Origin of the sequence: Janthinobacterium sp. SUN026, assembly GCF_030397625.1 — a bacterium.
GTDB classification, from domain to species: domain Bacteria; phylum Pseudomonadota; class Gammaproteobacteria; order Burkholderiales; family Burkholderiaceae_D; genus Janthinobacterium; species Janthinobacterium kumbetense.
In genome coordinates this window covers 1-25,762 of sequence record NZ_JAPQNU010000005.1, presented here as the reverse complement: position 1 = coordinate 25,762, position 25,762 = coordinate 1, and the positions used below count along the sequence as shown (strand labels likewise).

Below are 25,762 nucleotides of genomic sequence, written 5' to 3'. Positions count from 1 at the left end.
GCCCTACACGCCGCGGGCCTGGCGGCGCACCCCATCCTTCCTGGAGATACCATGAGCGTTCCCATCTACAAAGTAAAGGCCGTGCACCTAGCCATCGACAAGAGCCTTCCCCCGCATTTGCATGTGAGCGCGATCGGCGAAGTCAGCTCCGGCGGCTGGCAGGCGGTCCCCCTCGCGCCGCGCGTCTACCTCAAGCCGCCGCAGGACGGCATCCAGGACCTGGACTTCGGGGCGACGCCGCCCAGGGGCAGCGAGCCCGTGATCCAGGTCATCCTGCCCATCGTGGCGGGCGCCGTCCTTGTCCTGCCGGACTGGCTCAAGGGCGTGCGCGTCCATGCCAGAACCAATGCGGTGGTCACCTTGCTCACCGACGAGGCATGCTTGCACCAGGTGGCAGCCATCAACCACGACTAGGCAGCCGCAGCGCACGCTGCGGGCAGTCATCGCGACGCCGCCCTTCCGGCAAGGAAGGGCGGCGGCCGGTGCTTATTGTTTTTTCACTTTCCAGGCGGCCGTGCCGGCCTTGCAGACCGTCAGCTTGAGGGTCTGTTCCTGACCCTTGGCGCTCAAGCCCACCTGTACCTTGCGGCAGGTTTGCTCATCTGTCTTTTGCGTGTCGCTGGCCGTGATGTCGGCGGCGATGCGCACGGAATTGCGCAAGCCTTCATTGCTCCATTGCACGGTTTCGCCATCTTTCTTGTCATTGAGCACGTCGGTGACGGCCTTGACGAAGACGGGCTTGTCGTTCTTGTTCAGGTAAGCCATCGGCGTATCGGCCAGGAAACCCAGGCCGACGGCGGAAGCGGAAGCGCTGAAGACGACGCTGCCGAAGATCAGGGCGGACAGCAGTGTGGCGGGACGTATACGCATGGAAAACTCCTTTAAAGTAAAAATAGGGACCGCCGGGGCGGCCCTCAGCCGGGGTCCGCCGGCGAAATGCCCGCGGCCAGCAAGGCATCGATGCTGGGCACGAAATAGATCGCCGACGACAGCGCCGTGGAAAAATCCAGCAGCCGGTCCGTCTTGGTGACGCCATCATAGCCTACGCCGTACATTTGCCGCAGCATGCCCATAGTCACGGTGATGTCCTTGCAAAAACCGACAAACATGACGCCCGCCTCGCTGGCATTGGCGTAATTGGCGTTGCGGCGCACGATATCGACTTCCTCGCCATCGCGGATGAATTGGTTGCGGCCCACGTGGGAATCGACGGGCAACGGCGACAATTCATGGCTGCCGGCCTTGGTGCGGCCCCACACCTGCTCCGCCGCGTGCACGGGCAAGGCCCGCAGGCGCTCCACGTCCATGCGCCATTTCTGCAGCAACACGGTGGAACCGCCCGCGCCCGCTTCGCCGTCCGGAATGATGGCCACGCCGTTGGCGCGGAATGGATTCGGGTTGGCGACGCCGTCGGCAAAGCCGTCAAACGTCACATTGTTGTGATACGGAAAACACACCTGTTCGCTGGCCAGCTCGGCAAAAGGACTCAGCAAGGTGAGCGTCGTGCGCATGCTGTCGTACAGGGTGGCCGCGTTCGACTGCGTGATCCAGACCCAGAAATCGTGCTGGGTGGCCGGCGCCGTCTTGCCGTTGGCGCCCACCAGGTCGTGCGCGAACGATGCCATATTGTCCGGCACGCAGCCTGGGCACGCGGCGCGCCACAGTTCGGGCTTGAATCCCAGCACCACGTTGGCCGTGCCGCCCGTCAACTGATGGTGGCGGTTCAGGGTGGGGTCCAAAATGCCCGTGACTTCGGATTCCCACAGCTTACCCAGCCGCTGGAACAGCTGCCGCATGTCGACGCCGGCCTTCACCTTGAACTGCAAATGCACTTCGTCGCGCGCGACGACAGACAGCATGCTTTGTGGAATTGCCATGACAGAGGTTCCTCTTTTTCGTTTCTATGTGGATCTTAAACCAGAAGTGCCGGTTGGCAGTTTCATTTTGGCAACATGCGATAACTGTAACTATAGGTAGTCATGAATTGGACGATAATGCAATGACGTAGAGCAAGAATAAGAATGGATACCATTGCATGAAATTGTATGAAAAGCTCGTCAGCGACATCGAGCAACTGGTGGCCAAGGGCGTGCTCTTGCCCGGCGAACGCATTCCGTCCGTGCGCCAGACCAGCCAGCAGCACAAGCTGAGCATCACCACGGTGCTGCGCGCCTACGTCAAGCTGGAAGGCATGGGCGTGATCGAAAGCCGGCCCCAGTCCGGCTACTTCGTGCGCCAACGGGCCGGCGACGCCGCCGCGCCGTCCATCTGCATGCAGGCGTCGCACCCCAGCCCCGTGCCGGCGGAAGTGCACGTGAGCCGCCTGGTGCTGTCCACCCTGCGCTCGATCGGCTTGCATGACGCCATCCCGCTGGGCTCACCCTACCCCGACCCGTCGCTGTTTCCCTGGGAACGCATCAACCAGTATGCGGGCGCGGTGGCGCGCCGCAACCGCGCCTGGAACGTGACGGACGACCTGCCGCCGGGCAACCCGCAGCTGATCCGCGAAATCGCCCGCCGCTACATGGAAAACGGCCTGGCCGTCGATCCCGACGAAATCATCGTCACCGTGGGCGCCACGGAAGCCATCAACCTGTGCCTGCAAGCCGTGGCCAAGCCGGGCGACACCATCGCCGTCGAGTCGCCCACCTTCTACGCCATGCTGATGGCCGTCGAACGGCTGGGCATGAAGGTGGTGGAAGTGTCCACCGACCCGTATGAAGGCATCAGCATCGAGGCGCTGGCCGACATCATGGCCCGGCAGCCGATCGCCGCCGTCATGGTGATGCCGAACTTCCAGAATCCGCTGGGATTCCAGATGTCCGACCAGCGCAAGCGGGCCTTGTACCAGCTGCTGGAGCAGCACGACGTGCCCGCCATCGAAAACGGCGTCTACAACGAGCTGTATTACGGCGACGCCCACCCAACCTCGCTCAAATCCTACGACCGCAAGGGCCTGGTGCTGCATTGCTCGTCGTTTTCCAAGAGCCTCAGTTCCGCGCAGCGCGTGGGCTGGGCCCTGGCCGGACGCTACCGGGGCAAGGTGGAGGAACTCAAATTCCTCAACACCCTGGCCACGTCCTCGTTTCCCCAGCTGGCCATCGCCGAATACCTGCAAAACGACGGCTACGAACAGCATCTGCGCCGCACCCGCAAGGCGTATGCCCAGCAGGCGCGCATCATGGCCGCCGCCGTGCAGCGTTTCTTTCCTGCTGGCACGAAAATCTCGCACCCGCAGGGCGGCTACGTGCTGTGGGTGGAATTGCCTGGCGACATAGACTCCATGCAGCTGTACCGGCGCGCGCTGGAATGCAAGATCACGGTGGGTCCGGGACGCATGTTTTCCGTCAGCCAGGCTTACAAGCATTGCATCCGCCTCAACTACAGCTATCCGTGGAGCGTGGGCGTCGAGCAAGCCATCATCCTGCTCGGTAAGCTCATCACCGAATTCCTCTAATAACACCTATCAAAACCTACTGCGCGTCGTAATTTGCGGCCTGCGATGCTCACTGTACCTTCGTACAGTTGCGCTTCTTAGCCACAACTTACTTCCGCTCGCTACGGTTTTGCTAGGCGTTGTAAACCAGTTATCCGCCCACCAGCGACATGCGCACGGTGGGATACTGCCTGCGCCCGCCAAGCTGGGCCAGTGCGCCGCGCACTTCCGAATAGCGGTCGCCACGGCGCTGCCAGTGCTGGCGCAGCAGGCTTTCCAGACCTTGCGCAGAATCAAGCCGGGGCCGCAGGTCGAGGCCGTCCTGGGCGAACAAACACGTAAACAGCTTGCCGTCCGACGACACGCGCACCCTGCTGCAGTCGCCGCAGAACGGCTGCGACACGCTGGAAATGAAGCCCACTTCGCCGCCGCCATCCAGATAACGGTAGCGGCTGGCCGTTTCGTGCGAGAGGGGCTTGCCTTCGCCCAGCGACACGAGGGGGAACTCGGCGGCGATCAGCGCGCGCGCCGCCTCGGACGTGACGACGTGCGTGCACGACCAGGCGCCGATGCCGCCCACGTCCATGAATTCGATCAAGCGCAGCACCACGCCCGTGTGGCGGAAATGGCGCGCCAGCGGCACGATCTGGCTGTCGTTGACGCCTTTCTGCACCACCATGTTGACCTTCACTGGAGTCAAGCCCACGGCTTGCGCTACCTCAATGCCGTGCAGCACTTTTTCGACGGGAAAATCGACGCCATTCATGCGCTGGAAAATGCCGTTATCCAGGCTGTCGAGACTCACGGTGACCCGCTCCAGGCCCGCATCCTTGAGCGACTGCGCCTTGGCCGCCAGCAAGCTGCCATTCGTCGTCAGCGCGATGCTCACGGCGCGCCCGTCCGGCGTGGTCAGTTTCGCCAGCGCTTCGATCAGCTGCTCCAGGTTCTTGCGCAGCAGCGGCTCGCCGCCCGTGATGCGGATTTTATCGACGCCGAGGCGCACGAAGGCGCGCGCCATGGTCTCGATCTGCGCGAAGGACAGGCGCTCGCTCGATGGAAGAAACGGGTAGTCGCTGGGGTACAGCTCGGCCGGCATGCAATAGGTGCAGCGGAAGTTGCACTGGTCGATCACGGAAATGCGCAAGTCCGTCAGGGGGCGGCCCAGCATATCCACGCACGGTTCGATATGGCTTGGCTGCCGGAGCGCCGGCTGCGGATACAGGATGGTGTTCATGGTGCTTCCCCTCGATAGGCATTCGTCTGGAAGTAGCATAGGACGAATGGGGTCAGGCAAAGAGGTACAGTCCGGCTCCGGCCGATAGAGTACAGACGCGCGGGACTGTGCTCCTACTGCGCTGGCGGAGGTGGTGCGGCAAACACCGTGGCGCACAGGTCCGCGCCCGCCGCGCTGAGCAGCGCGCTGCCGCCGCCGCTCTCCGCCGTCGTCACGTTCACCAGTCCCGCGCTGGACAGCGCATTGAGCTGGCGCAACAAAGTGCTCATCTGTACTCCCGCCCGCTTGGCCAGCTTGGCCAGCGACCACGGTTTCTCCGGCGCCTCCTGCCGCGCTTCCCACAGCAGCGCCAGCAGCGCAATCAGCGCCGCGTCGATGCCGTCTTCCTTGTCTTCCTTGTGCATGTTTTTTCTCCTTGTCCACATCATAGATCACGGCCGGCGCCGGCGCGACCGGCATCGTCATCTTGCCATCTGTACTCTGTTTTTTTGTCCGGAACTGTGCGCCTACGGGGCAAGCCGCCGCCCCTACCATGTGATTGTCCCATCGCATATCACCAGGAGAGTCATCATGAGCAAGCCAAAGTCCGACGCGCGCATCGCGCCCTACACCCATGCCGCGGCCGGTTGGGGTGCCCTCAAGTACGTGGCCATCAACCTGTTCAAGGAAAAAGTCAGCGCGGGCAATTACCGTTCGCTGTTCGAGCAAAACCAGCCGGACGGCTTCGACTGTCCCGGCTGCGCCTGGCCCGACCGAGAACACGCGTCCACGTTCGAATTTTGCGAAAACGGCGTCAAGGCCGTGGCCGCCGAATCGACGAGCAAGCGCGTGCGCCCGGAATTTTTCGAAGAGCACACGGTCACCGCATTGATGGAGCAGTCGGACTATGATCTGGAACAACATGGCCGCTTGACGGACCCCATGGTGTACGACGCGGCCAGCGACAAATACCAGGCCATTTCCTGGGACGACGCCTTCGCCCTCGTGGCGCACCACCTGCACGCGCTGGACGACCCGAACCAGGCCGCCTTCTACACGTCGGGCCGCGCCAGCAACGAAGCGGCTTTCCTGTATCAACTGTTCGTGCGCGCCTACGGCACGAATAACTTCCCCGACTGTTCCAACCTGTGCCACGAGGCGACGAGCCGCGGCTTGCCGGAAACGGTGGGCATCGGCAAGGGCACGGTGCTGCTGGACGACTTCGAGCATGCGGACACCCTGCTGCTGTTCGGCCAGAACCCGGCCACCAACCACCCGCGCATGCTGGGCGAATTGCGCGAAGCGTCGCGCCGCGGCGCCACCATCGTTTCCATCAACCCGCTGCACGAACGGGGCCTGGAGCGCTTCACCAGCCCCCAGCATCCGCTGGAAATGCTGACGGGCGGCAGTACGAACATCTGTTCGCTGTTCATCTGCCCGACATTGGGCGGCGACTTCGCGCTGATCAAGGCCATGGCCAAGCGCGTCGTCGAACTCGATGATGAAGCCGTCGCCCATGGCCAGGAGCGCGTGCTCGACTGCGATTTCATCGCCGAACACACGAGCGGCTTCGACGCCTTCGCCGCCGACCTGCGCGCGGAAAGCTGGGACTTGCTGCTGGCCGAATCGGGCGTGGCGCGCGACAAGATCGAAGAATTGACGCAGATCTATGTCAAGGGCAAGGCCGTCATTTCGACCTGGGGCATGGGCGTGACGCAGCACAAGAATTCGCTGGCCACCGTGCAAATCCTGTCGAACTTGATGATGATGCGCGGCAATATCGGCAAGCGGGGCGCGGGCCTGTGCCCCGTGCGCGGCCACTCGAACGTGCAGGGCGACCGCACCATGGGCATCGAGGAACAGCCGACCAAGGAATTCCTCGACCGCCTGGGTCTCGTCTTCAACTTCGAGCCGCCGCGCCACCACGGCTACGACGCCGTCGGCACCATCGAAGCCATGCTGGAGAAAAAAGTGAAAGTGTTCGTCGCCCTGGGCGGCAATTTCTCCATGGCCACGCCGGACACGCCGCGCACCTGGGATGCGCTGCGCTCGTGCGACCTGACCGTGCACATCGCCACCAAGCTCAATCGCAGTCACCTCGTGCACGGCAAGGATGCGCTGATCCTGCCCACCCTGGGACGCACGGAAATCGACGTGCAGTCGGGCGTGGCGCAAGGCGTGACGGTGGAAGACTCGATGAGCATGGTGCATATCTCGTTCGGCATGAACCAGCCCGCCTCGCCCAATCTGCGTTCGGAAATCGCCATCGTGGCCGGCATGGCGCAATCGACCCTGGGCAGCGAGAAGATCGACTGGCTGCGCTATTCCGGCAACTATGCCTTGCTGCGCGATTCCATCGAGCAAGTGTTCGATGACTTTTTCGACTACAACTTGCGCGTGGCCAAACCCGGTGGTTTCCACCTGGAAATCGCCTCGCGCGAACGGGTATGGAAGACGGAAAGCGGCAAGGCGAAATTCCTCGTCAACGCCGTGGAACTGGACACGCCGATCCACCGCGCCCGCCAGCAATACGGCGAGCGCCTGATGGTGCTGATGACAACACGTTCGCACGACCAGTACAACACCACCATCTACGCCATGGACGACCGCTACCGTGGCGTCTTCGGCCAGCGCCGCGTCGTCTTCATCAACAAGGACGACCTGGCCATGCTGGGCTTTGCGGCCGGCGACTGGGTCGACCTGATCGGCGTGTGGCACGACGGCATCGAACGCCGCGCCGACCGCTTCCTGCTGGTCGAGTACGACATCCCGCGCGGCTGCATCGGCGCCTACTACCCGGAAACCAACCCGTTGGTGCCGCTCGACAGCGTCGGTTACGGTTCGCGCACGCCGACCTTCAAATCCATCCCCGTGCTGCTGTCGCCTTCGGCCGCAGTCAGCTGAACAGGAGAACGCCATGTTCGGTTTCGATACCCTGGACCTGTCGCGCGCGCAATTTGCGATGACGGCCATCTTCCACATCCTGTGGCCCATCCTGACGATCAGCCTGTCGCTGTTCCTGTTCGTCGTCGAGGCGCTGTGGCTGCGCACCAGCGACCCCGTCTACTACCGCCACGCGCGCTTCTGGAGCAAGTTGCTGGTGCTCAACTTCGCCGTCGGCGTCGTCAGCGGGATTCCCCTGGAATTCCAGTTCGGCACCAACTGGGCGCCGTTTTCGCACCATTCCGGCCAGTTCATCGGCAACATCCTCGGCTTCGAAGGCGCCATGGCCTTCATGCTGGAAGCGGGTTTCATCGGCGTCATGATGTTCGGCTGGGGCCGCGTACCGAAGGGCGTGCACCTGTTTGCCACCGGCATGGTGGCGCTGGGATCCAGCATTTCCTCGTTCTGGATCATGGTCGCCAATTCCTGGATGCAGACGCCGGCCGGCGTGCGCGTGGTGGACGGCAAGATCATCGTCACCGATTACGTGGCCGCCATCTTCAATCCCGACATGGCCTGGGCCGTGGGCCACATGTGGGTGGCCGCCGTGGAAACGGGCTTGTTCGTCATCGCCGGCATTTCCGCCTGGTATATGTTCAAGCGCCGCGAACCGGCCTTCTTCGCCCGCTCGTTCAAGCTGGCGCTGATGTTGCTGCTGGTCATTGCGCCGTTGCAAGTGTGGCTCGGCGATTCCAGCGGCGTCGACGTCTTCAAGACCCAGCCCGCCAAGGGCGCGGCCATCGAAGGCCACTGGCACACGAACCGCGATGGCGAAGGCGCGGCCTGGTCCTTGCTGGCCTGGCCCAACCAGGCGGAGCAAAAGAATGACTGGTCCGTCGAAGTGCCCGGCATGCTCAGCGTGATCGCCACGCATAGCGCCACGGGCAAGATCACGGGCCTGGCCGACATCGCCCGCGCAGACCAGCCGCCCATGCTGCCGCTGCTGTACTACGCCTTCCGCGCCATGGCCGGCATCGGCATGTGGTTCGTGCTGCTGTCGTTCTGGACCTTCGTGGCCTGGCGCAAGGTGGGTGGACGGGTGCAGGAGTTCGTGCGCAACCGCAAGCTGCTGCTGGCCTGGGTGCTGACGATTCCGCTGCCCTACATCGCCGTCGAGTGCGGCTGGATTGTGCGCGAAGTGGGACGCCAGCCGTGGGTCGTGTACGGCTTGCTGCGCACGCGCGACGCCGTCTCCGACGTGGCGGCCCATGCCGTGGCCGGCAGCATGCTGATGTTTGCCGTGTTTTACGTCGTGCTGTTCCTCACCTTCTTTGTGTTCGCAAAGAAATGGCTGCAACAAGGCCCGGACGTGGCGCTGCCGCTGCCGGACGCCGCCCATGCCGTGGGGTATTGACATGCGCCGCCATCTGACTAGGAGTATGTAATGGATATGAATTCGCATGCCATGCTGGGCAATGCCTGGTTCGGCTTGATCGGCCTGATGCTGATCTTTTACGTCGTCACGGACGGCTTCGACCTGGGCGTGGGCATTCTCAGCCTGTTCACCCGCCGCGAGCAGGAACGCAACCTGATCTTCCAATCGATCGCCCACGTGTGGGACGCCAACGAAACCTGGCTGGTGGTGGTGGGCGGCGCCCTGTTCGGCGCCTTTCCCAGCGCTTACGCCACCTTGCTGGAACAGCTGTACATTCCCATCATGCTGCTGATCGCCAGCCTGATCATGCGCGGCGCCTCGATCGAGTTCCGCCACGCGGCCGGCAACAAGCGCCTGTGGGACGTGGTCTTCGGCGTGGGCAGCCTGCTGGCCGCCGTGGCGCAGGGCGTGGTGCTGGGCGAAGTCATCACGGGCTTGCAGCCGGGCTGGCTGAGCGGCATCTTCACGGCCTGTACGGCGCTGGGCGTGGTGGCCGGCTATTGCCTGCTGGGCAGCACGTATCTGATCAAGAAGACGGGCGGCCTGCTGGAAGCGGCGGCGCGCCGCTACGCGACCACCAGCGTGCTGGCAACGGTCGCGGCCGCCATCGTGCTGTCGGCCGGCACCATGGTCTTCAGCGCCATCGGCCACGACCGCTGGGCGCAGCCGGGCGTGTTCGGCGTGCTGCTGGCCCTGGCCGCCATCGCCGCCAGCGCCTTCATCTACATCCTGTGGGCCGTGCATGTGAACGGCGTGCGCGGCCCCTTCCGCGGCGCCATCGTGCTGTTCCTGGCGTCGTTCGCGGGCCTGGCCATCAGCTTCTTCCCGGACCTCGTGCCGGGCAAGCTGAGCATCGAGGCGGCCGCGTCCAATGAACCGACCCTGATCTTCATGCTGATCGGCATGGGCACGATGCTGCCGATCATGATCGGCTACAACCTGTTCCAATATTACGTCTTCGAGGGCAAAGTCGTGCCCCGGAAACATTGATTCACATCACAGCATGCGTCTTCCATCATGATCATTCGCCCCACCACCAACTGGTTCCGCATGCTGTTTGTCTGGGATGGCTCGGTGCTGCAAGCCATCATCCCGCAATTGTTGCTGATGCTGGTCGTCAGCTCCCTGGCCTTGCTGACGGATGGCCGTATCTTCGGCGTCAAGATTCCGCTCGATACGGCGCCGTTTCCCATGGTCGGCATCAGCCTGGCGATCTTTCTCGGCTTTCGCAATAACGCCAGCTATGCGCGCTTCGTCGAGGCGCGGCATATCTGGGGGCAATTGCTGATCGCCGCGCGGGCCCTCGCTTCGCAGGCGCTCACGTATCTGCCGCAGGAAACGAGCGGCCTCGACCACGAGTTGCTGCTGCGTCGCCTGGTCGCCTTCGTCTACGCGCTCAAGCACCAGTTGCGCCAGACGGACCCGCAGGAAGACCTGCTGCGCTACCTGCCGGCCGAAGACGTGCAGCGTTTGCAGGGCGTCAACTTCAAGCCCGTCGCCATACTGCATGCGGTGCGCGCCATGCTGCACGACGCCGTGCAGCGCCAGGGGGGCCAGACGCAGCTGCTGTGGATGCTCGACACCCAGCTCAACGACCTGGCCGCCACCGTGGCCGGCTGCGAGCGCATCAAGAACACGCCGATCCCGTATCCATACGGCGTGCTGGTGCACCGCACCGTCTACATGTATTGCTTCTTGCTGCCGCTGGGCCTGGTGGACGCCATCGGCGTGGCCACGCCCCTCATTTCCGTCTTCGTCGCCTACACCCTGTTTGCGCTGGAAGCCATCGCGCAGCAGATCGCCGAACCGTTCGGCCTGGCGCCCAACTGCCTGGCCCTGAACGCCATGACGCGGGAAACGGAACGCTCGCTGCTGGAATTGCATGGCGACCCGCTGCCGCCGTCGATACGGCCCTGCCCGCGCTATCAGATCGATTAACCGGAGGAAAAAATCATGGAATGCGACATCACCACCATCGAACGCGACGGCTACCTGGACGTTCCCATGGTGCGCCACCAGGGGGGCGTGGCCACGGCGGGCCGCGACATGGTGGCCGAGGAGTATCCCGTGGCCCTCGTCTACAACGGCATCGCCCACGCCGTGATGATGGCCACGCCGCGCGACCTCGAGGAATTCGCCGTCGGCTTTACCTTGACCGAAGGCATCGTCGGCAGCGTGCGCGACATCTACGACCTCGACGTGTGCTGCGGCGAGGATAGCGCCGAAGTGCGGCTGACCATCGCGCAGCCGGATTTGATCAAGCTCAAGGCCCGCCGCCGCGCGCTGACCGGGCGCACGGGCTGCGGCGTGTGCGGCATCGAAAGCCTGGCCCTGCTGGACCTGGTGCCGGAAAAGATCACGCGCCCCCTGCCGCCGCTGGTGGCCAGCAGCGCCATCCTCGGCCGCGCCGCGCGCGAGCTGCTGCCTTACCAGGAGCTGATGCACAAGACGGGCGGCGTACATGCGGCCGCCTGGTGCACGGCCGAGGGCGCCATCGTGAAGGTGTTCGAGGACGTGGGCCGGCATAACGGCCTGGACAAGCTGATCGGCTACCTGGCCCTGCACCGCATCGCCATGCACGACGGCTTCGTCTTCCTGTCCAGCCGCGCCAGCTATGAACTGGTGCGCAAGTCGGCGCGCATGCATATCGGACTCGTCGCCACCATCTCGGCGCCCACCTCGCTGGCCATCCGCATCGCGCGCCAGGCCGGCATGCAGCTGGCCAGCTTTTGCCGCCGCGACGGCTTTGTCGATTACACGGCGAGCGAAGATAGCGGCCAGCATGCACCTTAGCATGCACCTTGAACGGCAAATGCTGCATTCTTTGCTGTAAAGCAAGTGCACGCTTGACTTGCCATCGCTGCGGGCTTTCAATGGTCATTGTTTCCATTAATTAACTTTGTCCGCGTGCCAGCACACGGCGCGGCAGCGATGAAAGGATGACGCGATGGCACTGGCACAGGAGCAGCATCTGATGGATACATGGCAAACGGGCGGCTTGAAGCCGCGCGCCTGCGACTGCGGCGGCACCGTCTTCACCATCCTGCACCAGCGGGTGATGGCGGACATGCGGCGCCGGCAATTTCTCGGCGGCGCGGCCGCCATGCTGGCGCCCTTCATCGGCTTGTCCACCAGCAACGCCATCGCCCAGCAGCCGCAAACGCCCCAGCGCCCACTGCTGCTGACCAATCTGCGCCTGTTCGACGGCACGGGCAAGGCGCCCCGCTCCGGCATCCACGTGCTAGTGACGGGCCCGACCATTACCGCCCTGTTGCCGGCCGGCGAAAAGGTAGACGGCGCGCAAGTGGTCGATTGCCAGGGCAAGCTGGTGATGCCGGGCCTGATCGACGCCCACTGGCACACCATGCTGGCCGCCATCAACCAGGTGACGGCCATGACCTCCGATATCGGCTATCTGTACCTGGTGGCGGCGCAGGAAGCGCAGCGCACCTTGCTGCGGGGCTTTACGTCCGTGCGCGATCCGGGCGGCCCCGCGTTTGCATTGCAGCGCGCCATCGATGAAGGCATCGTCGATGGCCCCCGCATCTTTCCGTCCGGCGCCATGATTTCGCAAACCTCGGGCCATGGCGACTTCCGTTTGCGCTCCGACATCCCCCGTGCGGCGAATGCGCCGCTGGGCATGGCGGAAACGGCGGGCATGGCCATGATCGCCGATGGCGAAGCGGAAGTGCTGCGCCGCGTGCGCGAGCAATTGATGCTGGGCGCGACGCAAATCAAGATGATGGCCGGCGGCGGCGTCGCCTCCATGTACGATCCGCTCGACAGCACGCAGTATTCGGAGCGCGAACTGCGCGCCGGCGTGGAAGCGGCCGCCGACTGGGGCACGTATGTGATGACCCACGTCTACACGCCGAAAGGCATACAGCGGGCCATCCGCGCAGGCGTGCGCAGCATCGAGCACGGCCAGCTGGCGGACGACGACTCCGCGCGCCTGATGCGCGACACGGGCACATGGTGGAGCCTGCAACCGTTCCTGCAAGACGCGGATGCGAATGTGTATCCTGATGCGGCGCGCAAGGCCAGCCAGAGGATCGTATCCGAAGGCACGGTGAGGGCGTATGCGCTGGCGCAAAAGTACGGCATCAAGACGGGCTGGGGCACGGACATCCTGTTCAACGCGAAAAACACGCCCACGCAAGGCCGCCAGCTGGCGAAACTCACGCGCTTTTACGATCCATTGACCTTGCTGGCGCAGGCGACGGGGCAAAATGGCGAACTGCTGGCCCTGTCCGGCCAGCGCTCGCCCTACCCTGGCACCCTGGGCAAGCTGGCCGCGGGCGCGCTGGCCGACTTGCTGGTGGCCGATGGCGACCCTGCGAAAAACCTCGATTTCCTCGCCCAGCCGGAAGAAAACCTGCTGCTGATCATGAAGAACGGCCGCATCTACAAGGACAAATTGCGCGCGCCATTGACAAGCTGAAGGCGGGCGCGTTGGCAACGGCGTTGGCTTGCCGCATAATGCGCGCATGTTCAAACTGACTTTTCTCGGCACGTCTTCCGGCGTGCCCACGCGCTACCGCAACGTCACGTCGCTGGCCCTGCAAACCACGCACAACCGCGACTGGTGGATGATCGATTGCGGCGAAGCCACGCAGCACCGGCTGCAGCGCCTGCCCCTGTCCGTGCACGACCTGGTGGGCATCTGCATCACCCACGTGCATGGCGACCACAGCTATGGGCTGCCGGGCTTGCTGGCCAGCGCCTCGATGACGGGGCGCAAGAAGCCCTTGCTGCTGATCGCCCCGGCCGCCATCAAGGCCTGGATCGACGCCACCCTGCTGCACACGGAACTGTTCCTGACGTATCCGCTGATCCACATCGACGTGGACAGCGCGCCAGTGGTGTACGAGGAAGCGGGCTTGACCGTCTCGCGCCACGCGCTGTCGCACCGCGCACCGAGCGTCGGCTACCGTTTCGCGCTGGAAACGAGCAGGTGGAAGCTGGACAAGGCGGCCCTGCAGGCGGCCGGCGTGCCGCCCGGTCCCGCCTGGGGACTCTTGCAGGCTGGCCAGGATGCGCTGCTTGACGATGGCACGGTCTTGCGCGCCGCCGCTTTCCGCCAGACGGAAACGCAGCGCGCCACGGTGGTGGTCGGCGGCGACAACGACACGCCGGCCTTGCTGGCCGACGCTTGCGCAGATGCGCAATTGCTCGTGCATGAAGCCACCTACACGGAAGCCATGCTGCAAAAGGTGGGCCCCGGCCCCACGCACAGCTCCGTGCAGCGCGTGGCGCAGTTCGCCGAAGCGGTCCGCTTGCCGAACCTGATCCTCACCCACTTCAGCGCCCGCTATCACCATGCGGAAGGCATGGCCGAGCTGGAAGCGGAAGCGCGGCTGCATTACTCGGGCAAACTATTTCTCGCGCGCGATTTCGACAGCTATGAACTCGACGCGGCCGGCGTGCTGACCAAGCTGCCCGCGAAATCGTCGCTCAATGGGGATTGACGCCATACTGCGCCGCATACTCCGCAGCCAGCGCGCGCGCCGCCTGCTGCTGTGACGGCGTGAGAATTTCCAGCAACTGGTCGCGGTTCTTGATCGATTGCGCGCTGCCCGCCTCGGCCGGCATGGCGATCCACGCATATGCCTGCACGTAATCGAGTTCCACGCCCTGCCCCTGCGCGTACAGCAAGCCGTATTCATTCTGCGCCGACAGGGAACCGGCTTCGGCCGCCTGCTTGTACCAGAACGCCGCCTCGGCATAATCTTGCGGTACATCAATCCCCTTGCGGTAAGCCTGCGCCAGGTTGAATTGTGACTGGCCATCGCCCGCCTCGGCCGCCTGGCGGCCATACGCGAGCGATTGCGCCATGTCTTGCGCGACGCCATCGCCGCCCGCATACATCAGGGCAAGATTCGCCAGCGACGGCGGGAAACCCGCTTGCGCGGCTGCCGTGAACAATTCCACCGCTTTCGGCAAATCCTGCGTCACGCCATGGCCCTGGTAATACAGGCTGGCCAATAAATGCTGGCCGGCCGGATCGCCCGTGCGCGCCGCCGCATCGAATTGCTTGAAGGCCTCGGCATAATGCCCGTCGTTATAGGCGAGGATGCCCGCTTCATTCAAAGATTCAGGAGAGGAGCTCATAAAGATTCCTTATTCGGGGATTTTTGGGCATTGTACACAGCACTGTTCCGCGCAGAATGCACGATAGGAAATCGTGTGGCGCATTGCCGGATTCATGCAGTATGATCATTCTCCGCCTGATGTAATCCACGCATTGTGCACTCGTGCCAGCCCATAAATATCGCCATGAAACTGATCGCTCTGCTTTTATCCCTGATTTCCACCTCGGTTTATGCTGGTACCTTGCATCTGGATAAAGCCGCGACAGGCAAAGTGCAACAAGCGGCCGATATCCGCTATGCGAATCACGATGAAAAACAGACGTATCGGCTGAAAATCGGAAAGCAGTGGATGAATGGCAGTTGCAGCAGCAGCGGCACGGGCAATTTGCACGCGCTGCTGCTGGACATGAATTTCGACGGCCATGCCGACCTGTGGGTCACCGGATACACGGATAGCCAGGGACGCATCCGCTGTTCCGATGTATGGCTGTGGGATGCGCCAGCGCAGCAATACCGTTTCAATCAACCCTTGTCAGCCATTCCGAATCTGAACATCAACATGGCCGAGCAAAGAATCGAAGGGGGCATACCCAATTGCGGCTGCGCGGCGCAATGCTTTTATGAAGACAGCTATGCGTGGCGGGGCAACACATTAATCGCCATCGCCCGGCGCGCACAGGATTGCGAGCGTTACCGGGAATACCGCTTGAATGACAAAAACGACTTGATTATCGTCAAGGATGAAATCATCGATAGCGGCAATCCCGGCCAGCAGGCAATCGAGAATAGCAAAATCTTTGACTGGCAGCGCCATGCGCAAACCATGCGCAAACCTTGGGAATGAGGTTTATCCAGCCTCATTTTCGCCACAGACACGACACCAGCGAGTAATTACATGACGACACATCCAGCTTCCATTACCTTCCATCCCGCCAAGGCGGAGGACACTCCGGCCTTTATCGACTTGCGGGGCAGGACGCGGCAAAACGCCGTGCCCGCGGAACGCCTGGCGGAAGTGGGCATCACGGCCGGCACCTGGGCGGAAATGATGCGTTCGGGCAGCCTGCCTGGCCACGTCTGCCATCATGACGGCCAGCTGGCCGGCTACTGCTTTGGCGAGCGCGACACGGGCGAAATCATCGTCCTGGCACTGCTGCCGGAATTCGAAGGCCTCGGTATCGGCAAAACCTTGCTGGAACTGGTGATGACGGAACTGCGCGCGCACGGTCATCAACGGCTGTTCCTCGGCTGCTCCGACGACCCCGCTTCGCGTTCCTACGGCTTTTACCGCTACCTGGGCTGGACCTCGACGGGCGAGACGGACAAGTATGGCGACGACGTGCTGGAGTTTCGCTTTACGGCCTAGCGTCTAGCCCGGCACGCGGCTGGCATCCCACACGCGCAGAATCTGCGTGATGGCGCCGTCCAGCACGGCGTAGCCCACGCCATCGCGGGTCTGGATAGCCACGCCCGACAGAAAGCTGTCGAAGACGGACGCCAGCGCCACGGCATCCATATCACCAGGCAATTCTCCGCCGGCCATGCCCCGCTCGACGCAGCGCACGAAGCCGGCACGCGTGCGGGCGCGCGATTGCGTGAGGGGCGCGGCCACGGCCGCATGCTCGGCCGTCGGCGCGCTCATGCAGCCGAGCGCCACCATGCAGCCGGGCGGGTGGTCCGCATCGGACTGCATGCTGGCCGACTGGCGCAAGGCCAGCTCGATGGCTGCGCGCGGCGCCAGGCCGTCGTCCCACAGGCATTCCGTCACGCGTGCAAACGTGTCCAGATAGCATTGCGCCGCTTCGCGGAACAGCGCTTCCTTCGAGCCGAACGCCGCATAAAAGCTGGGCGCGGAAATGCCGCCGCCCAGGCTCGCCTTGAGCTGGCTCAAGGATGTCGATTCATATCCCTGTTGCCAGAATAAAAACATGGCCTGCTCGACCGCCGCCTGCCGGTCGAACGTGCGCGGCCGTCCCATTTGCGCCATCCATCGCTCCTTCTCATCTACCCATATGCCACTTACATACTACTCGATACAGAAGTCGTTGACAACGCGGTGCGCCATCGCCTATATTTATACCGATCGATACATATGTACCGCAACGACGGTCAGGGGCACGCCTGCGCCCGGCCCACTCGTCACACTTCCAAGGAAATTTCGCTTTGAATCACGCCACGCTCACCACCGGAGCCAGCCCTGCGCTGGCCGACCGCCTCCCCGTCGCCGGCTTGCTGGCCCTGGCCATGACGGGTTTTATCTGCATCGTCACGGAAACCTTGCCTGCCGGCTTGTTGCCGCAGATCAGTACGGGACTCGGCATCAGCGCCGCGCTGGCCGGACAAATAGTCACGGCCTATGCCCTCGGTTCCCTGCTGGCAGCCATTCCGCTCACCATCGCCACGCGCGGCTGGCGCCGCCGCAACGTGCTGTTGCTGACCATCATCGGCTTTCTCGTGTTCAATACCGTCACGGCGCTGTCGTCCCACTACTGGCTGACCCTGGCGGCCCGCTTCTTTGCCGGCATGGCGGCCGGACTGGCGTGGAGCTTGCTGGCCGGCTACGCGCGGCGCATGGTGGCGCCGCATCAGCAAGGCCGCGCCCTGGCGCTGGCCATGGTGGGCGCACCGGTCGCCCTGTCCCTGGGCGTGCCGCTGGGCACCTTGCTCGGTTCGCTCGTCGGCTGGCGCGCCGCATTCTGGATCATTTCCGCTCTGACATTGATCCTGATCGCCTGGGTGCTGGCGAAGGTGCCGGACTACCCGGGCCAGTCCATCCATGAACGCCTGCCCCTGCGCCGCGTCTTCACGACGCCGGGCGTGCGCCCCGTGCTGGCCGTCGTCATCGCCTGGATGCTGGCGCACAACATTCTCTATACCTACATCGCCCCGTTCGTGGCGCCGGCCGGATTGACGGAGCGGGTCGACCTGGTCCTGCTCGTCTTCGGCGCCGCCGCCATGGCCGGCATCTGGATCACGGGCAAGCTGGTCGAGCGCCACCTGCGCGCCGCCGTGCTGGCCAGCCTGGCCGTGTTCGGCGCCACGGCCCTCGTGCTGGGCATCGCGTCACAGTTTCCCATTGTCATTTACCTGGGCATGGCCGTCTGGGGCTTGTCCTTTGGCGGCGCGGCAACGCTGTTGCAGACGGCGCTGGCCGACACGGCAGGCAATGGCGCCGACGTGGCCTTGTCGATGAACGTGGTGGCGTGGAATGGCGCGATTGCGGCCGCGGGCGTGGCAGGCGGCGCCCTGCTGGAAACGTGGGGCGCGGACGCCTTCCCGTGGGCCATGGTCAGCTTGCTGGTGCTGGCCTTTGCGATCGCCTGGTCGGCCCGCGCGCACGGCTTCCGGCCGGGACGGCGCAGCGGCGGCGCGCCCGTGGCCGGGCATTGAGCATCAGGGAGCCGCAGGGACACTCATGATGCGCGGCACGTGTCCCGTCTGCGCGAGGAAACGGACCAGGGTGGCATGCGACAGCGCCACCGTGGCCGTGTTGCGCAGCGGGTGCTCGACGAACCGGACATCGCCGGCGCTGCTTGCCAGCCAGCGTGACAGGGTTTCTTGCATGGAGAATCCTCAGCGCGGACGCGATAAAGAGATTGTAGCGGCGCGCCGCGTGCTGCGCTTGCCGTCAAGGCGGGTTCTCGTCCTTATCGGCCTTGTCGGCCGCCGCCAGCCCCCAGTCATTCCAGCCTTCGCCAAACAGCTCGATCGGATGCTGCGTGCGTTCGGAACCATTGCCGCAGCGCATGGCATCCGGCGGACAATACTTGTCGCAGCCCCAGCAGATGCGTTCGGGGTTCTTGGGATTCAAGGGGAAAGGCTTGGCCATGGGAGGCGATCGTGGTCCGTTGAAGGTTCTTGCCTGACTCTAGACCTGGCGCGGGGGGAGGTCAAACCAATTTCAGCTAGAAACTTGTCCAATATCAAGCTTGTGCAGATCGTGGAGCATCGGCATGGCGCCGTCCCCTACTCTTTATCTTTTCTGACGGATATGGCCACTTCCAGCACGATACGCGCCACATTGACGCCGCCGTCGGCGGCCGGCTGTGCCTTCAGCTCATCTTGCGCGTAGACCATCGTCACCATCGCGCCAGGCACGAACAGCCTGATGTCTTGCTTGTGGTTTATGTAGATGCTTTCGTCCACTGCCGAGCCATCCGCCATGCGCAAGGTGAAGCTGTTGACCTGATCGCCACGGCGGCTGTCCTGGCCCGCGAAATACGTGCGTTCAATGATGCCCGTCAAGGTTTGCGTCGGGAGGCGTTGGGCCTCGATGCTTTCCCACCAGGCTACGGAAGCGAACAGGCCATGCCTGCCTTTCAAGCCCATGTGGGGCCTGGCACTGTCGAGGGTGAGGGCCTGGGTTTTGGCGACGCGGCCGGGATCTTTTGCCAGGGCTTCGGCGAGGGTATAGACGGGTTTCATCAGCTGCGGGAATTGTTAAAACGGTCGCTCAATGTTTGCGCCGGATGACGTAAGCGTTGCCGGCAGGCTCGAAACCGAGCGTCGGATAGTAGGACATGGCGTCCGGGGCGGAGAGCAGTATCAAGGACACGTCGTCGCCGATGATGGCCTGGGTGCGCTTGACAAGTTCCTTGCCGATACCCAGGCCCTGGTACCGCTGGTCGACGGCCAGGTCCGACAGATAGCAGCAATACGCATAATCGGTCAGCGAGCGGGCCAATCCCACCAGCTCATTATCCACCCAAGCCGACAGCGAGAGGCAAGGCGCGGCGAACATGCGCGCGATTCTCGGAAGATTGGCGGTCGGCCGCTTGATGCCGGATTGATCGAAGACACGGACGACATCGAGCGGATCGAGGGGGAAGTTATGGCGATATTCGACGGTGCTGTTTTTCATGGATTCAAAAGTGGAAAGTGATCGCGCATGGGAATAGCTTGTTTCTGCAAACTTTACTCAGATTCGCATATGCATTGAATAGTATGCCAGTTGCGGGAGAGAAAGGCTGCTCCCGTCCCCACCGCGCATGTGACGCTCATTCCGATGTCCGGAACTTCAAAAAGCGTTGGCCTTCATACTCCACCTCGCGATCAAATAGGAAGCCGATTCTTGCCAGCCCCTTGACGCGAGTGCGGCTGGGCGGCAGCAGGATGCTGACCGGCCCAATGCCCAGTTCCAGCCGGCGGTGCATGAAATGGCGCACCAGCGCCGGCCCATGTCCCCAGAACCAAGGGAGCAATACCAGTGCCAGGTCTGCTTCGCCCCCTTCCTTCTGAAAACCGCCCCAGCCGGCAAACGCGCCATCCACCCGGATAGCCCACGGTCCATAGCCATTCGCTTGCCATTGCGCGTCCTTGCCTTTCGCCCATTCCGCAATAGCGCCATCCGTCCAACGTTCGGTGGCCAGTGGCATATGGCGGATGACATCCGGGTGATTCAACAGAAGGAGCCATTCTTCGTGGGGAATATCGGAAAGCGGGTGAAAAGTAAAAGCCATGTGCGTTCAGTCAGTTGAATGAGTAGCCGATGAACTTATCATCGTGCCACGAAAAGTACGCACTCGCCAGTGGAGAACAAAAACGGTGGATCCGGGATTGTGACTGTAGAATGCAAAACCTTTCATATCTCTATCTGATATCGAACAGACTTGGCAAGGATTGTAAATATGTTGGCACCGTTACGTTTGAATAGACGCATGTACGCTTCCTTGGTCGTCGCCGTTTTTCTTGTTGCTGGCGTCTCATCGGCACTCGCGGCCACGCTCGACGAAGACCGGACACGCGGTGACATCCATGGCTTGTTTGAAATCAGGGAGGCCGCAGTACAGTTCATTGCAGCAGAAAACTCCAAAAAGGGAACAAGTTGGCAAGTCCTGGAGCCGAACCGGAAGATTCTGGTGACGAAATGCGCGGCAGCTTTGAGCGTGAAATGGGTTCAGCAAAGCCACGGCCTGTCTGGACCGAATGTTGCCGTGAGTTGCGCCAAGACCGTCAATCCCGCGATACAGCATAAATGGGAAGTGTTTGTGCCTGTCAATAAGGGCTACAGGCGAAAAAATAGCTGAAAAATCCATTGACACCAATACGCTCTCTGGGCAATATGGATTTGCATTTTTGAAAAGTCACATAATTAATCACGACTTTTCATCACGACTTCACTCCATACTTGAACATTGACCGCATTAATTTAAAAGGATTTAAAATGCCATTTAAAAAGTCGATTTTTGCAACGTTCTCCGTAGGATTAGTAGCTTTTTCAACCTATGCTTACGCGGCAGCTGCATACTCCATTTCATATGCATACTATTCCGATGCCAGCTACAGCGAGCAAGTGGGCGAAGGACAATTCCACTGCAATGGCGGGACCACCGTTCTCTGGGGACAGTCGACCGCTTACAAATTGGAGCAAACGCGCGAATCTTGCCGTTCAGGCGATCCCTATACCGATCCGTGGGGAAATTGACTCAACTCCTTGCGTCGGCAGGATATTTTATCTGCTGAATGCATTGCCTAACATCCGCGCAGCAGCACTGCATGTGCAATAAAAAAGCCAGTCAAATGACTGGCTTTTCTTATTATGTCGGACTTTCTTGAAACTGTTTTGCACTATCACAAATCTCATACCATGCAGGCTTGGAGCCAACATGCACATGGAATTGTATTCTTGCCTCAGGGTCGTCATCCAGGCAATTGACTGAGATGGGAAATGAATCATTCTCTGAGCCAATTTCTCCTAAAGAAGTTCCGCATTTTTTGCAAAAAGTTCTTGTATATGTAAACGGAGGCTCCGGCTCATAGCGTTGAATAAATTCCCGTCCCGCCAGCAAGGTAAATGAATTTTTATCAACGAAGGCCAGGGTGCTCGCTCCAGCCTTCCGACAACGGGAACAGTGACACATGCCCATCATGCCCGGGGGGGATGCCAATTCAAACTTTACCGAGCCACAGCAGCAACTGCCTTTGATCATGAGGAGTCCTTTTTGAAAGTTGACACTGTATTTTTACACAGTATTTCCAAACAGACAAGGTACACATGATTCAGAAAGCTCCGTGCACGCACGGGGCTGCCGCGCAGCGGGGAATTGCTGCCGCATCACCGGATATCGGCAGACTATTCTTGGCCATCAGGGCCAGATCATCTCCAGACCGACCATCTTGACGACGAAGAAGGTGACGAGCCCCAGGCCCAGGAGCGTGAGCACGAAGAGTGCGGCCACCTTGCCGCCCGCACGCAGCACCGCGCGCGCCTCTTGCTCTTTCCCCTTCTTCCCTTGATCGTAATGCCACTTGATGGCGAAGAACATGCCCGTGCAAAGCACGAGAGCCTTGAACGTAACGAAGACTATAGGGGTCCAATCCATCATTTTGAGTATTTCCAGGTTTTATTACTTGATACTGTCTATCGTGAGGAGCACTTCCCCAAAACGCTGCTTCCGCAACTACGGTTCAAACCATCCCCCAGGGCATCCTGCGTGACTCTTTCATTATAGCCAGCTATGAAATATCAAGAGCACCGAGCGCCGTGATTTGCCGAATGCGGATGAGCGAGGTGAAAACGTCAGCGACGGCCATGCAAGGATGGTGTTGCTGCAGGTTCTGACACATACTACTTTAAAACAATATCCATACATTGAGACAAAATGTCCCAGTTGCAAACCATACAAGATTGAAACCTGACCATCTGCTTGCCGCGCCTGGCCAGGAATGAAGGGCCACGTTTTTTGCGGGTTGCGGAGGCGTTGCAGGCGGCGGTGGCAGAAGGATCGCTGACACCGGGTGACCGCCTGCCTCTGCAGCGCCGGTTGGCGGCACGTGTGCATCCCCCTCGAATTACTCAGGGAAACCATTGCCAACTGCGATAGTCGCCGCCTTCACCGCAATCATTTCGGCCCCCGGGAGGCCCCTGTCAGCATTGGTCAGCACCGCCACATACAGCTGTTTCTCGGGCAGACGCAAAGCGTAGGTGGAAAAGCCGGGAATGCCGCCGCCATGTGACTGCATTGGCATGCCGCGCATCTTGCGCACGCTCCATCCGTAGCCATAGGGAACACTTTTGCCGTCGGCCAGGACATGGGCGGTAAACGCTTTCTGCTGGCTGGAAGGCTTAAGCAGTGTGCCGGCGCTGACGGCGGCATCCCAGCGCGCCAGGTCATCCACCGTGGACACGAGCGCTCCGGCCGCGTACGGCAGCGTCATGCTGACCGCCTTGCCTGGTTCGAAGCCGGAACCGGCACTGCTGCGCGTATAGCCCTTGGCACGCATCGCACTGCCACGCTCATGGCCTTCGTACGCGCTGTCGCGCATACCGAGCGGCACGAAGATGCGCTGCTCGACGAATTTGGCATACGACAGGCCTGAGACCTTTTCGATAATTGCACCCAGCAAGAAGTAACCTGAATTACTGTACGAATAGCGCGTGCCTGGCTCGAACTGGAGCGCATCGTTCTTGAAGCTGTCTATCATCTGACTCACGGTCTGATCCGTATTCATTCCCGCCTCAAAGGTCGGCTTGTTGGTAAAGTTTGCGATGCCCGAGGTATGCGTCAGCAGATGCTCGATCGTAATGCGCTTGCCACCGCTGGGGTAGTCGGGAAGGAACTTCTGGATGTCGTCGTCCAAAGCCAGCTTGCCTTCATCCGCCAGCATCAGGATGCCGGTGGCGGTGAACTGTTTGCTGATTGAAGCGATGCGCATCACGGTGTCCGGGGTCATGGGCAGGCCCTTGGCCACGTCGGCCATGCCATACGCCTTGCGAAACACGGTAAGGCCAGCCTGCGTGACAATGACAGTGGCGCCAGGCTCGTTTGCCTTGAACAGGGGCGCGATCTCGCTGTCGATACGTGCGGCCAGCGCCACTTCTTCGCTGGCCCCAGTGACGCTTGCAGGAGCGGTGGTGGAGGCGGAGTCAGCATGGCTGGCGGGAGCATGCAGCACCAAAAGCAGTGTCAGCAGCAGCGGTGAGGCGAGGCGACGCGAGTAAAGTTTCGACATATGGATATCCCGTTGAAAGTGGCTCGGCAGCGCGACCGTTCGCGCCAGCTCAGTAAGGAAGATAAAGAGGATGACGGCAAAGAACCAGCGGCTTGCGACGAACTGCGTTTTCGGCGGACAAGCGGAAGAAAAACGTCGTTTTTTTAGCACGCACCGGGCTGGTCGAACGGATAGCCGTTTTTGCCAGTATTTACTTGAACATACAGGCTCCTTGTTGCACAATCAGCCATTTTCCTGGTGGGAGATGCACGATGAGTGACCAGAAAGCGGCCGGCGCCCTGACGATGGCAGATGTGACGGCCAGCGAGATCGCGGGCGATCAAACGCCGCAGCCGGCCAGTGCCGCGCCCTTGGCGAACTGCGCCAACTGCCAGGCGCCGCTGGGCGGCGCGTTTTGCCAGGCCTGCGGCCAGCCGGCCCACATCCACCATTCGCTGCTGCACCTGGCCGAAGAAGTCGTGCACGGCATCCTGCACTTCGACGCCAAGGCTTGGAAGACGCTCCCGCTGCTGGTGGCCTTTCCTGGCCGCCTGACGCGCCGCTACATCGACGGCCAGCGCAAGAACTATGTTTCGCCGCTGGCGCTGTTCCTGTTCATGGTCTTCCTGACCTTCTTCGTCACCTCGTTCGGCAGCGGCCAGCTTCTCAGCCGCGACGCCAATATCGCCTCGCTGACCAACCATGCCGCGTCTGCCAAGCTCCGGGTCGAGCGCAATGAGCAAGCGCTGGAGGAGGCCCGCAAGGCCAATACCGGGGTCGCCGGTGTCGAGAAGGCGCTGGCCGTTTCGCGCAAGCTGCAACACGAAGCCGAGCAACGCCTGCTGTACGTCGCATCGCCCGAAAAAGTGAACAGTGAGGAGGCAATTGAGTTGAGAGAGCCCGGCTGGTTCGACAAGACTATCTCCAGGATCGCGTCCAGCCCGCCCAATCCCGACGCCACTTTTCCTGCGCTGGAAAAAAGCTTTCATCACGCCGCAGAGAATCCCGAGTTGGCGTTTTACAAGCTCAAGAACACGATCTACAAGTTCTCGTTCCTGCTGATCCCGATCTCGCTGCCCTTCATGTGGCTGATGTTTTTCTGGAAGCCTGGCGTGACCATGTACGAGCATGCGGTGTTCGTGCTGTACTCGCTGTGCTTCATGTCCTTGCTGTTGACCGTGCTGATACCGCTATCGATACTCAACCAGGGCTGGCTGATCGGATTGCTGGTGTGCGTGGCGCCGCCCCTGCACATGTTTCTGCAGCTACGCGGCACCTACAACCTGGGCAAATGGGGCGCGCTGTGGCGCACTTGCATGCTGCTGGTAGTGGCCAACATCGTGTTTTGCGTGTTCCTCGTGCTGGTGTTGATGAAGAGTGTGCATTAGCAGTACGAGGGGCAGGTCTGCTATTCGGATACGGACTGATGCGTTGGGTGCTGTAGAAGCTAACTCAGTCGAAGCCTAATTGGAGCCACGAACGCGCGCCCGCAGCGCGCGGGGCTGCCGCGCAACGGCATTCGGGGCGGGCTGGACCGGTAGGCCCGGCCCTTCGAATCTCACACAAAGGGCACGAAGGCGCCCAGCTCGTTTCAGATAGGCAATAAAAACCGCCTTCGGGTGGTTTTTTATTGCCTAGCGGAAGCGGTGTGTAGTGGTTTAATGTACCCGGACACTGATTTAGGCGAGAATGCTCGCCATGGAGAGGTGTTTGATGAGCAAGCAAAGACGTACGTTTTCCCCTGAGTTCAAACAGCAGGCAGCATGCTTGGT

At 61.8% G+C, this 25,762-nt stretch carries 29 protein-coding genes; 15 read left to right on the top strand and 14 right to left on the bottom strand.

From position 1 onward, the window contains the following. Positions 1-51 precede the first annotated feature (51 nt). Positions 52-414 carry a hypothetical protein gene (locus OX459_RS21065; RefSeq protein ID WP_289906450.1) on the top strand — a complete coding sequence of 121 codons (363 nt, stop codon included), beginning with the start codon at positions 52-54 and terminating at the stop codon, positions 412-414. A gap of 72 nt (positions 415-486) precedes the next feature. Here the strand turns inward: OX459_RS21065 and OX459_RS21060 are convergent, their stop codons facing one another. Continuing rightward, a complete protein-coding gene (locus tag OX459_RS21060; protein ID WP_251350810.1) occupies positions 487-870 on the bottom strand; it encodes a hypothetical protein in 384 nt (127 codons plus the stop codon). A gap of 44 nt (positions 871-914) precedes the next feature. Then, on the bottom strand, positions 915-1,877 hold the full coding sequence (locus OX459_RS21055; protein WP_289906449.1) for a Dyp-type peroxidase: 963 nt from the start codon (positions 1,875-1,877) through the stop codon (positions 915-917). A 158-nt stretch (positions 1,878-2,035) separates the two neighbouring features. On the opposite strand from OX459_RS21055, the gene OX459_RS21050 reads away from it, so the two are divergent. Next, on the top strand, positions 2,036-3,457 hold the full coding sequence (locus tag OX459_RS21050) for a PLP-dependent aminotransferase family protein (RefSeq protein ID WP_289906448.1): 1,422 nt from the start codon (positions 2,036-2,038) through the stop codon (positions 3,455-3,457). 130 nt (positions 3,458-3,587) lie between these two features. On the opposite strand, the gene moaA is transcribed toward OX459_RS21050, so the two are convergent. Then, positions 3,588-4,670 (bottom strand): GTP 3',8-cyclase MoaA, encoded by a 1,083-nt coding sequence (gene moaA, locus OX459_RS21045; protein WP_289906447.1) that lies wholly within the window; start codon positions 4,668-4,670, stop codon positions 3,588-3,590. Positions 4,671-4,783: 113 nt separating this feature from the next. After that, a complete protein-coding gene (locus OX459_RS21040; protein ID WP_289906446.1) occupies positions 4,784-5,074 on the bottom strand; it encodes a helix-turn-helix domain-containing protein in 291 nt (96 codons plus the stop codon). A 166-nt stretch (positions 5,075-5,240) separates the two neighbouring features. Between OX459_RS21040 and OX459_RS21035 the strand changes: the two genes are divergently transcribed. From OX459_RS21035 to OX459_RS21005, 7 genes are all read left to right on the top strand, one after another. Further along, a complete protein-coding gene (locus tag OX459_RS21035) occupies positions 5,241-7,553 on the top strand; it encodes an FdhF/YdeP family oxidoreductase (protein WP_289906445.1) in 2,313 nt (770 codons plus the stop codon). Between the two features lie 13 nt (positions 7,554-7,566). Next, positions 7,567-8,946, top strand: coding sequence for a cytochrome ubiquinol oxidase subunit I (locus OX459_RS21030; protein ID WP_289906444.1), 1,380 nt, complete (start codon positions 7,567-7,569; stop codon positions 8,944-8,946). Positions 8,947-8,976: 30 nt separating this feature from the next. Then, entirely contained in the window at positions 8,977-9,957 is a 981-nt protein-coding gene (locus tag OX459_RS21025) for a cytochrome d ubiquinol oxidase subunit II (protein ID WP_289906443.1), read from the top strand. Between the two features lie 27 nt (positions 9,958-9,984). Further along, a complete protein-coding gene (locus OX459_RS21020; protein WP_289906442.1) occupies positions 9,985-10,905 on the top strand; it encodes a bestrophin family ion channel in 921 nt (306 codons plus the stop codon). 15 nt (positions 10,906-10,920) lie between these two features. Continuing rightward, positions 10,921-11,760: a formate dehydrogenase accessory sulfurtransferase FdhD gene (gene fdhD / locus OX459_RS21015; protein WP_289906441.1), complete on the top strand. Its 840-nt coding sequence runs from the start codon at positions 10,921-10,923 to the stop codon at positions 11,758-11,760. A 154-nt stretch (positions 11,761-11,914) separates the two neighbouring features. Continuing rightward, positions 11,915-13,408: an amidohydrolase family protein gene (locus OX459_RS21010; protein ID WP_289906440.1), complete on the top strand. Its 1,494-nt coding sequence runs from the start codon at positions 11,915-11,917 to the stop codon at positions 13,406-13,408. A gap of 46 nt (positions 13,409-13,454) precedes the next feature. Beyond that, on the top strand, positions 13,455-14,435 hold the full coding sequence (locus OX459_RS21005) for a ribonuclease Z (RefSeq protein ID WP_289906439.1): 981 nt from the start codon (positions 13,455-13,457) through the stop codon (positions 14,433-14,435). On the opposite strand, the gene OX459_RS21000 is transcribed toward OX459_RS21005, so the two are convergent. Further along, positions 14,422-15,078, bottom strand: a complete 657-nt coding sequence (locus tag OX459_RS21000) for a tetratricopeptide repeat protein (RefSeq protein WP_099664930.1) — start codon at positions 15,076-15,078, stop codon at positions 14,422-14,424. The two genes, OX459_RS21005 and OX459_RS21000, sit on opposite strands and share 14 nt — an antisense overlap. Positions 15,079-15,243: 165 nt before the next feature. Here OX459_RS21000 and OX459_RS20995 point away from each other — a divergent pair, with 165 nt between their 5' ends. Next, complete coding sequence (locus OX459_RS20995) at positions 15,244-15,903, top strand: hypothetical protein (protein ID WP_289906438.1); 660 nt, start codon at positions 15,244-15,246, stop codon at positions 15,901-15,903. Between the two features lie 51 nt (positions 15,904-15,954). Next, positions 15,955-16,425 carry a GNAT family N-acetyltransferase gene (locus OX459_RS20990; protein ID WP_289906437.1) on the top strand — a complete coding sequence of 157 codons (471 nt, stop codon included), beginning with the start codon at positions 15,955-15,957 and terminating at the stop codon, positions 16,423-16,425. 3 nt (positions 16,426-16,428) lie between these two features. On the opposite strand, the gene OX459_RS20985 is transcribed toward OX459_RS20990, so the two are convergent. Further along, on the bottom strand, positions 16,429-17,046 hold the full coding sequence (locus OX459_RS20985; RefSeq protein WP_289906436.1) for a TetR/AcrR family transcriptional regulator: 618 nt from the start codon (positions 17,044-17,046) through the stop codon (positions 16,429-16,431). A 257-nt stretch (positions 17,047-17,303) separates the two neighbouring features. Between OX459_RS20985 and OX459_RS20980 the strand changes: the two genes are divergently transcribed. Beyond that, positions 17,304-18,449, top strand: coding sequence for an MFS transporter (locus OX459_RS20980; RefSeq protein ID WP_289906725.1), 1,146 nt, complete (start codon positions 17,304-17,306; stop codon positions 18,447-18,449). A 3-nt stretch (positions 18,450-18,452) separates the two neighbouring features. Here the strand turns inward: OX459_RS20980 and OX459_RS20975 are convergent, their stop codons facing one another. The 5 genes from OX459_RS20975 to OX459_RS20955 form a co-directional block, all read right to left on the bottom strand. Next, positions 18,453-18,623, bottom strand: coding sequence for a hypothetical protein (locus tag OX459_RS20975; protein WP_251350826.1), 171 nt, complete (start codon positions 18,621-18,623; stop codon positions 18,453-18,455). A 64-nt stretch (positions 18,624-18,687) separates the two neighbouring features. Then, a complete protein-coding gene (locus tag OX459_RS20970; protein ID WP_070255230.1) occupies positions 18,688-18,888 on the bottom strand; it encodes a DUF3079 domain-containing protein in 201 nt (66 codons plus the stop codon). A gap of 137 nt (positions 18,889-19,025) precedes the next feature. Beyond that, positions 19,026-19,484, bottom strand: a complete 459-nt coding sequence (locus OX459_RS20965) for a hypothetical protein (RefSeq protein WP_289906435.1) — start codon at positions 19,482-19,484, stop codon at positions 19,026-19,028. Between the two features lie 28 nt (positions 19,485-19,512). Then, positions 19,513-19,920 (bottom strand): GNAT family N-acetyltransferase, encoded by a 408-nt coding sequence (locus tag OX459_RS20960; RefSeq protein ID WP_289906434.1) that lies wholly within the window; start codon positions 19,918-19,920, stop codon positions 19,513-19,515. Between the two features lie 136 nt (positions 19,921-20,056). Further along, positions 20,057-20,518, bottom strand: coding sequence for a GNAT family N-acetyltransferase (locus OX459_RS20955; protein ID WP_289906433.1), 462 nt, complete (start codon positions 20,516-20,518; stop codon positions 20,057-20,059). A 198-nt stretch (positions 20,519-20,716) separates the two neighbouring features. Between OX459_RS20955 and OX459_RS20950 the strand changes: the two genes are divergently transcribed. Both OX459_RS20950 and OX459_RS20945 read left to right on the top strand, forming a co-directional pair. Further along, on the top strand, positions 20,717-21,085 hold the full coding sequence (locus OX459_RS20950) for a hypothetical protein (RefSeq protein WP_289906432.1): 369 nt from the start codon (positions 20,717-20,719) through the stop codon (positions 21,083-21,085). Between the two features lie 101 nt (positions 21,086-21,186). Continuing rightward, positions 21,187-21,483 carry a hypothetical protein gene (locus OX459_RS20945; protein ID WP_289906431.1) on the top strand — a complete coding sequence of 99 codons (297 nt, stop codon included), beginning with the start codon at positions 21,187-21,189 and terminating at the stop codon, positions 21,481-21,483. A gap of 112 nt (positions 21,484-21,595) precedes the next feature. On the opposite strand, the gene OX459_RS20940 is transcribed toward OX459_RS20945, so the two are convergent. From OX459_RS20940 to OX459_RS20930, 3 genes are all read right to left on the bottom strand, one after another. Further along, positions 21,596-21,988, bottom strand: a complete 393-nt coding sequence (locus OX459_RS20940; RefSeq protein WP_289906430.1) for a GFA family protein — start codon at positions 21,986-21,988, stop codon at positions 21,596-21,598. A 156-nt stretch (positions 21,989-22,144) separates the two neighbouring features. Further along, positions 22,145-22,384, bottom strand: a complete 240-nt coding sequence (locus OX459_RS20935) for a hypothetical protein (RefSeq protein ID WP_077401383.1) — start codon at positions 22,382-22,384, stop codon at positions 22,145-22,147. Between the two features lie 466 nt (positions 22,385-22,850). Then, the gene (locus OX459_RS20930) at positions 22,851-24,161 is read right to left on the bottom strand and encodes a serine hydrolase domain-containing protein (protein ID WP_289906429.1); all 1,311 of its coding nucleotides are present in this window, start codon (positions 24,159-24,161) and stop codon (positions 22,851-22,853) included. A gap of 101 nt (positions 24,162-24,262) precedes the next feature. Between OX459_RS20930 and OX459_RS20925 the strand changes: the two genes are divergently transcribed. Continuing rightward, positions 24,263-25,378: a DUF3667 domain-containing protein gene (locus tag OX459_RS20925; RefSeq protein WP_289906428.1), complete on the top strand. Its 1,116-nt coding sequence runs from the start codon at positions 24,263-24,265 to the stop codon at positions 25,376-25,378. Positions 25,379-25,762 lie beyond the last annotated feature (384 nt).

Coding starts and splice junctions, on each gene's coding strand:
- OX459_RS20925 (WP_289906428.1), top strand. CDS start 24,263: ATGAGTGACCAGAAAGCGGCCGGCGCCCTGACGATGGCAGATGTGACG.
- OX459_RS21010 (WP_289906440.1), top strand. CDS start 11,915: ATGGCACTGGCACAGGAGCAGCATCTGATGGATACATGGCAAACGGGC.
- OX459_RS20985 (WP_289906436.1), bottom strand. CDS start 17,046: ATGGCGCAAATGGGACGGCCGCGCACGTTCGACCGGCAGGCGGCGGTC.
- OX459_RS21000 (WP_099664930.1), bottom strand. CDS start 15,078: ATGAGCTCCTCTCCTGAATCTTTGAATGAAGCGGGCATCCTCGCCTAT.
- OX459_RS21005 (WP_289906439.1), top strand. CDS start 13,455: ATGTTCAAACTGACTTTTCTCGGCACGTCTTCCGGCGTGCCCACGCGC.
- OX459_RS21035 (WP_289906445.1), top strand. CDS start 5,241: ATGAGCAAGCCAAAGTCCGACGCGCGCATCGCGCCCTACACCCATGCC.
- OX459_RS20995 (WP_289906438.1), top strand. CDS start 15,244: ATGAAACTGATCGCTCTGCTTTTATCCCTGATTTCCACCTCGGTTTAT.
- OX459_RS20990 (WP_289906437.1), top strand. CDS start 15,955: ATGACGACACATCCAGCTTCCATTACCTTCCATCCCGCCAAGGCGGAG.
- OX459_RS20965 (WP_289906435.1), bottom strand. CDS start 19,484: ATGAAACCCGTCTATACCCTCGCCGAAGCCCTGGCAAAAGATCCCGGC.
- OX459_RS21025 (WP_289906443.1), top strand. CDS start 8,977: ATGGATATGAATTCGCATGCCATGCTGGGCAATGCCTGGTTCGGCTTG.
- OX459_RS21065 (WP_289906450.1), top strand. CDS start 52: ATGAGCGTTCCCATCTACAAAGTAAAGGCCGTGCACCTAGCCATCGAC.
- OX459_RS20970 (WP_070255230.1), bottom strand. CDS start 18,888: ATGGCCAAGCCTTTCCCCTTGAATCCCAAGAACCCCGAACGCATCTGC.
- OX459_RS20940 (WP_289906430.1), bottom strand. CDS start 21,988: ATGATCAAAGGCAGTTGCTGCTGTGGCTCGGTAAAGTTTGAATTGGCA.
- moaA (WP_289906447.1), bottom strand. CDS start 4,670: ATGAACACCATCCTGTATCCGCAGCCGGCGCTCCGGCAGCCAAGCCAT.
- OX459_RS20935 (WP_077401383.1), bottom strand. CDS start 22,384: ATGATGGATTGGACCCCTATAGTCTTCGTTACGTTCAAGGCTCTCGTG.
- OX459_RS21020 (WP_289906442.1), top strand. CDS start 9,985: ATGATCATTCGCCCCACCACCAACTGGTTCCGCATGCTGTTTGTCTGG.
- OX459_RS20980 (WP_289906725.1), top strand. CDS start 17,304: ATGACGGGTTTTATCTGCATCGTCACGGAAACCTTGCCTGCCGGCTTG.
- OX459_RS21055 (WP_289906449.1), bottom strand. CDS start 1,877: ATGGCAATTCCACAAAGCATGCTGTCTGTCGTCGCGCGCGACGAAGTG.
- OX459_RS20950 (WP_289906432.1), top strand. CDS start 20,717: ATGTACGCTTCCTTGGTCGTCGCCGTTTTTCTTGTTGCTGGCGTCTCA.
- fdhD (WP_289906441.1), top strand. CDS start 10,921: ATGGAATGCGACATCACCACCATCGAACGCGACGGCTACCTGGACGTT.
- OX459_RS21050 (WP_289906448.1), top strand. CDS start 2,036: ATGAAATTGTATGAAAAGCTCGTCAGCGACATCGAGCAACTGGTGGCC.
- OX459_RS20975 (WP_251350826.1), bottom strand. CDS start 18,623: ATGCAAGAAACCCTGTCACGCTGGCTGGCAAGCAGCGCCGGCGATGTC.
- OX459_RS21040 (WP_289906446.1), bottom strand. CDS start 5,074: ATGCACAAGGAAGACAAGGAAGACGGCATCGACGCGGCGCTGATTGCG.
- OX459_RS20955 (WP_289906433.1), bottom strand. CDS start 20,518: ATGGCTTTTACTTTTCACCCGCTTTCCGATATTCCCCACGAAGAATGG.
- OX459_RS20960 (WP_289906434.1), bottom strand. CDS start 19,920: ATGAAAAACAGCACCGTCGAATATCGCCATAACTTCCCCCTCGATCCG.
- OX459_RS21060 (WP_251350810.1), bottom strand. CDS start 870: ATGCGTATACGTCCCGCCACACTGCTGTCCGCCCTGATCTTCGGCAGC.
- OX459_RS21030 (WP_289906444.1), top strand. CDS start 7,567: ATGTTCGGTTTCGATACCCTGGACCTGTCGCGCGCGCAATTTGCGATG.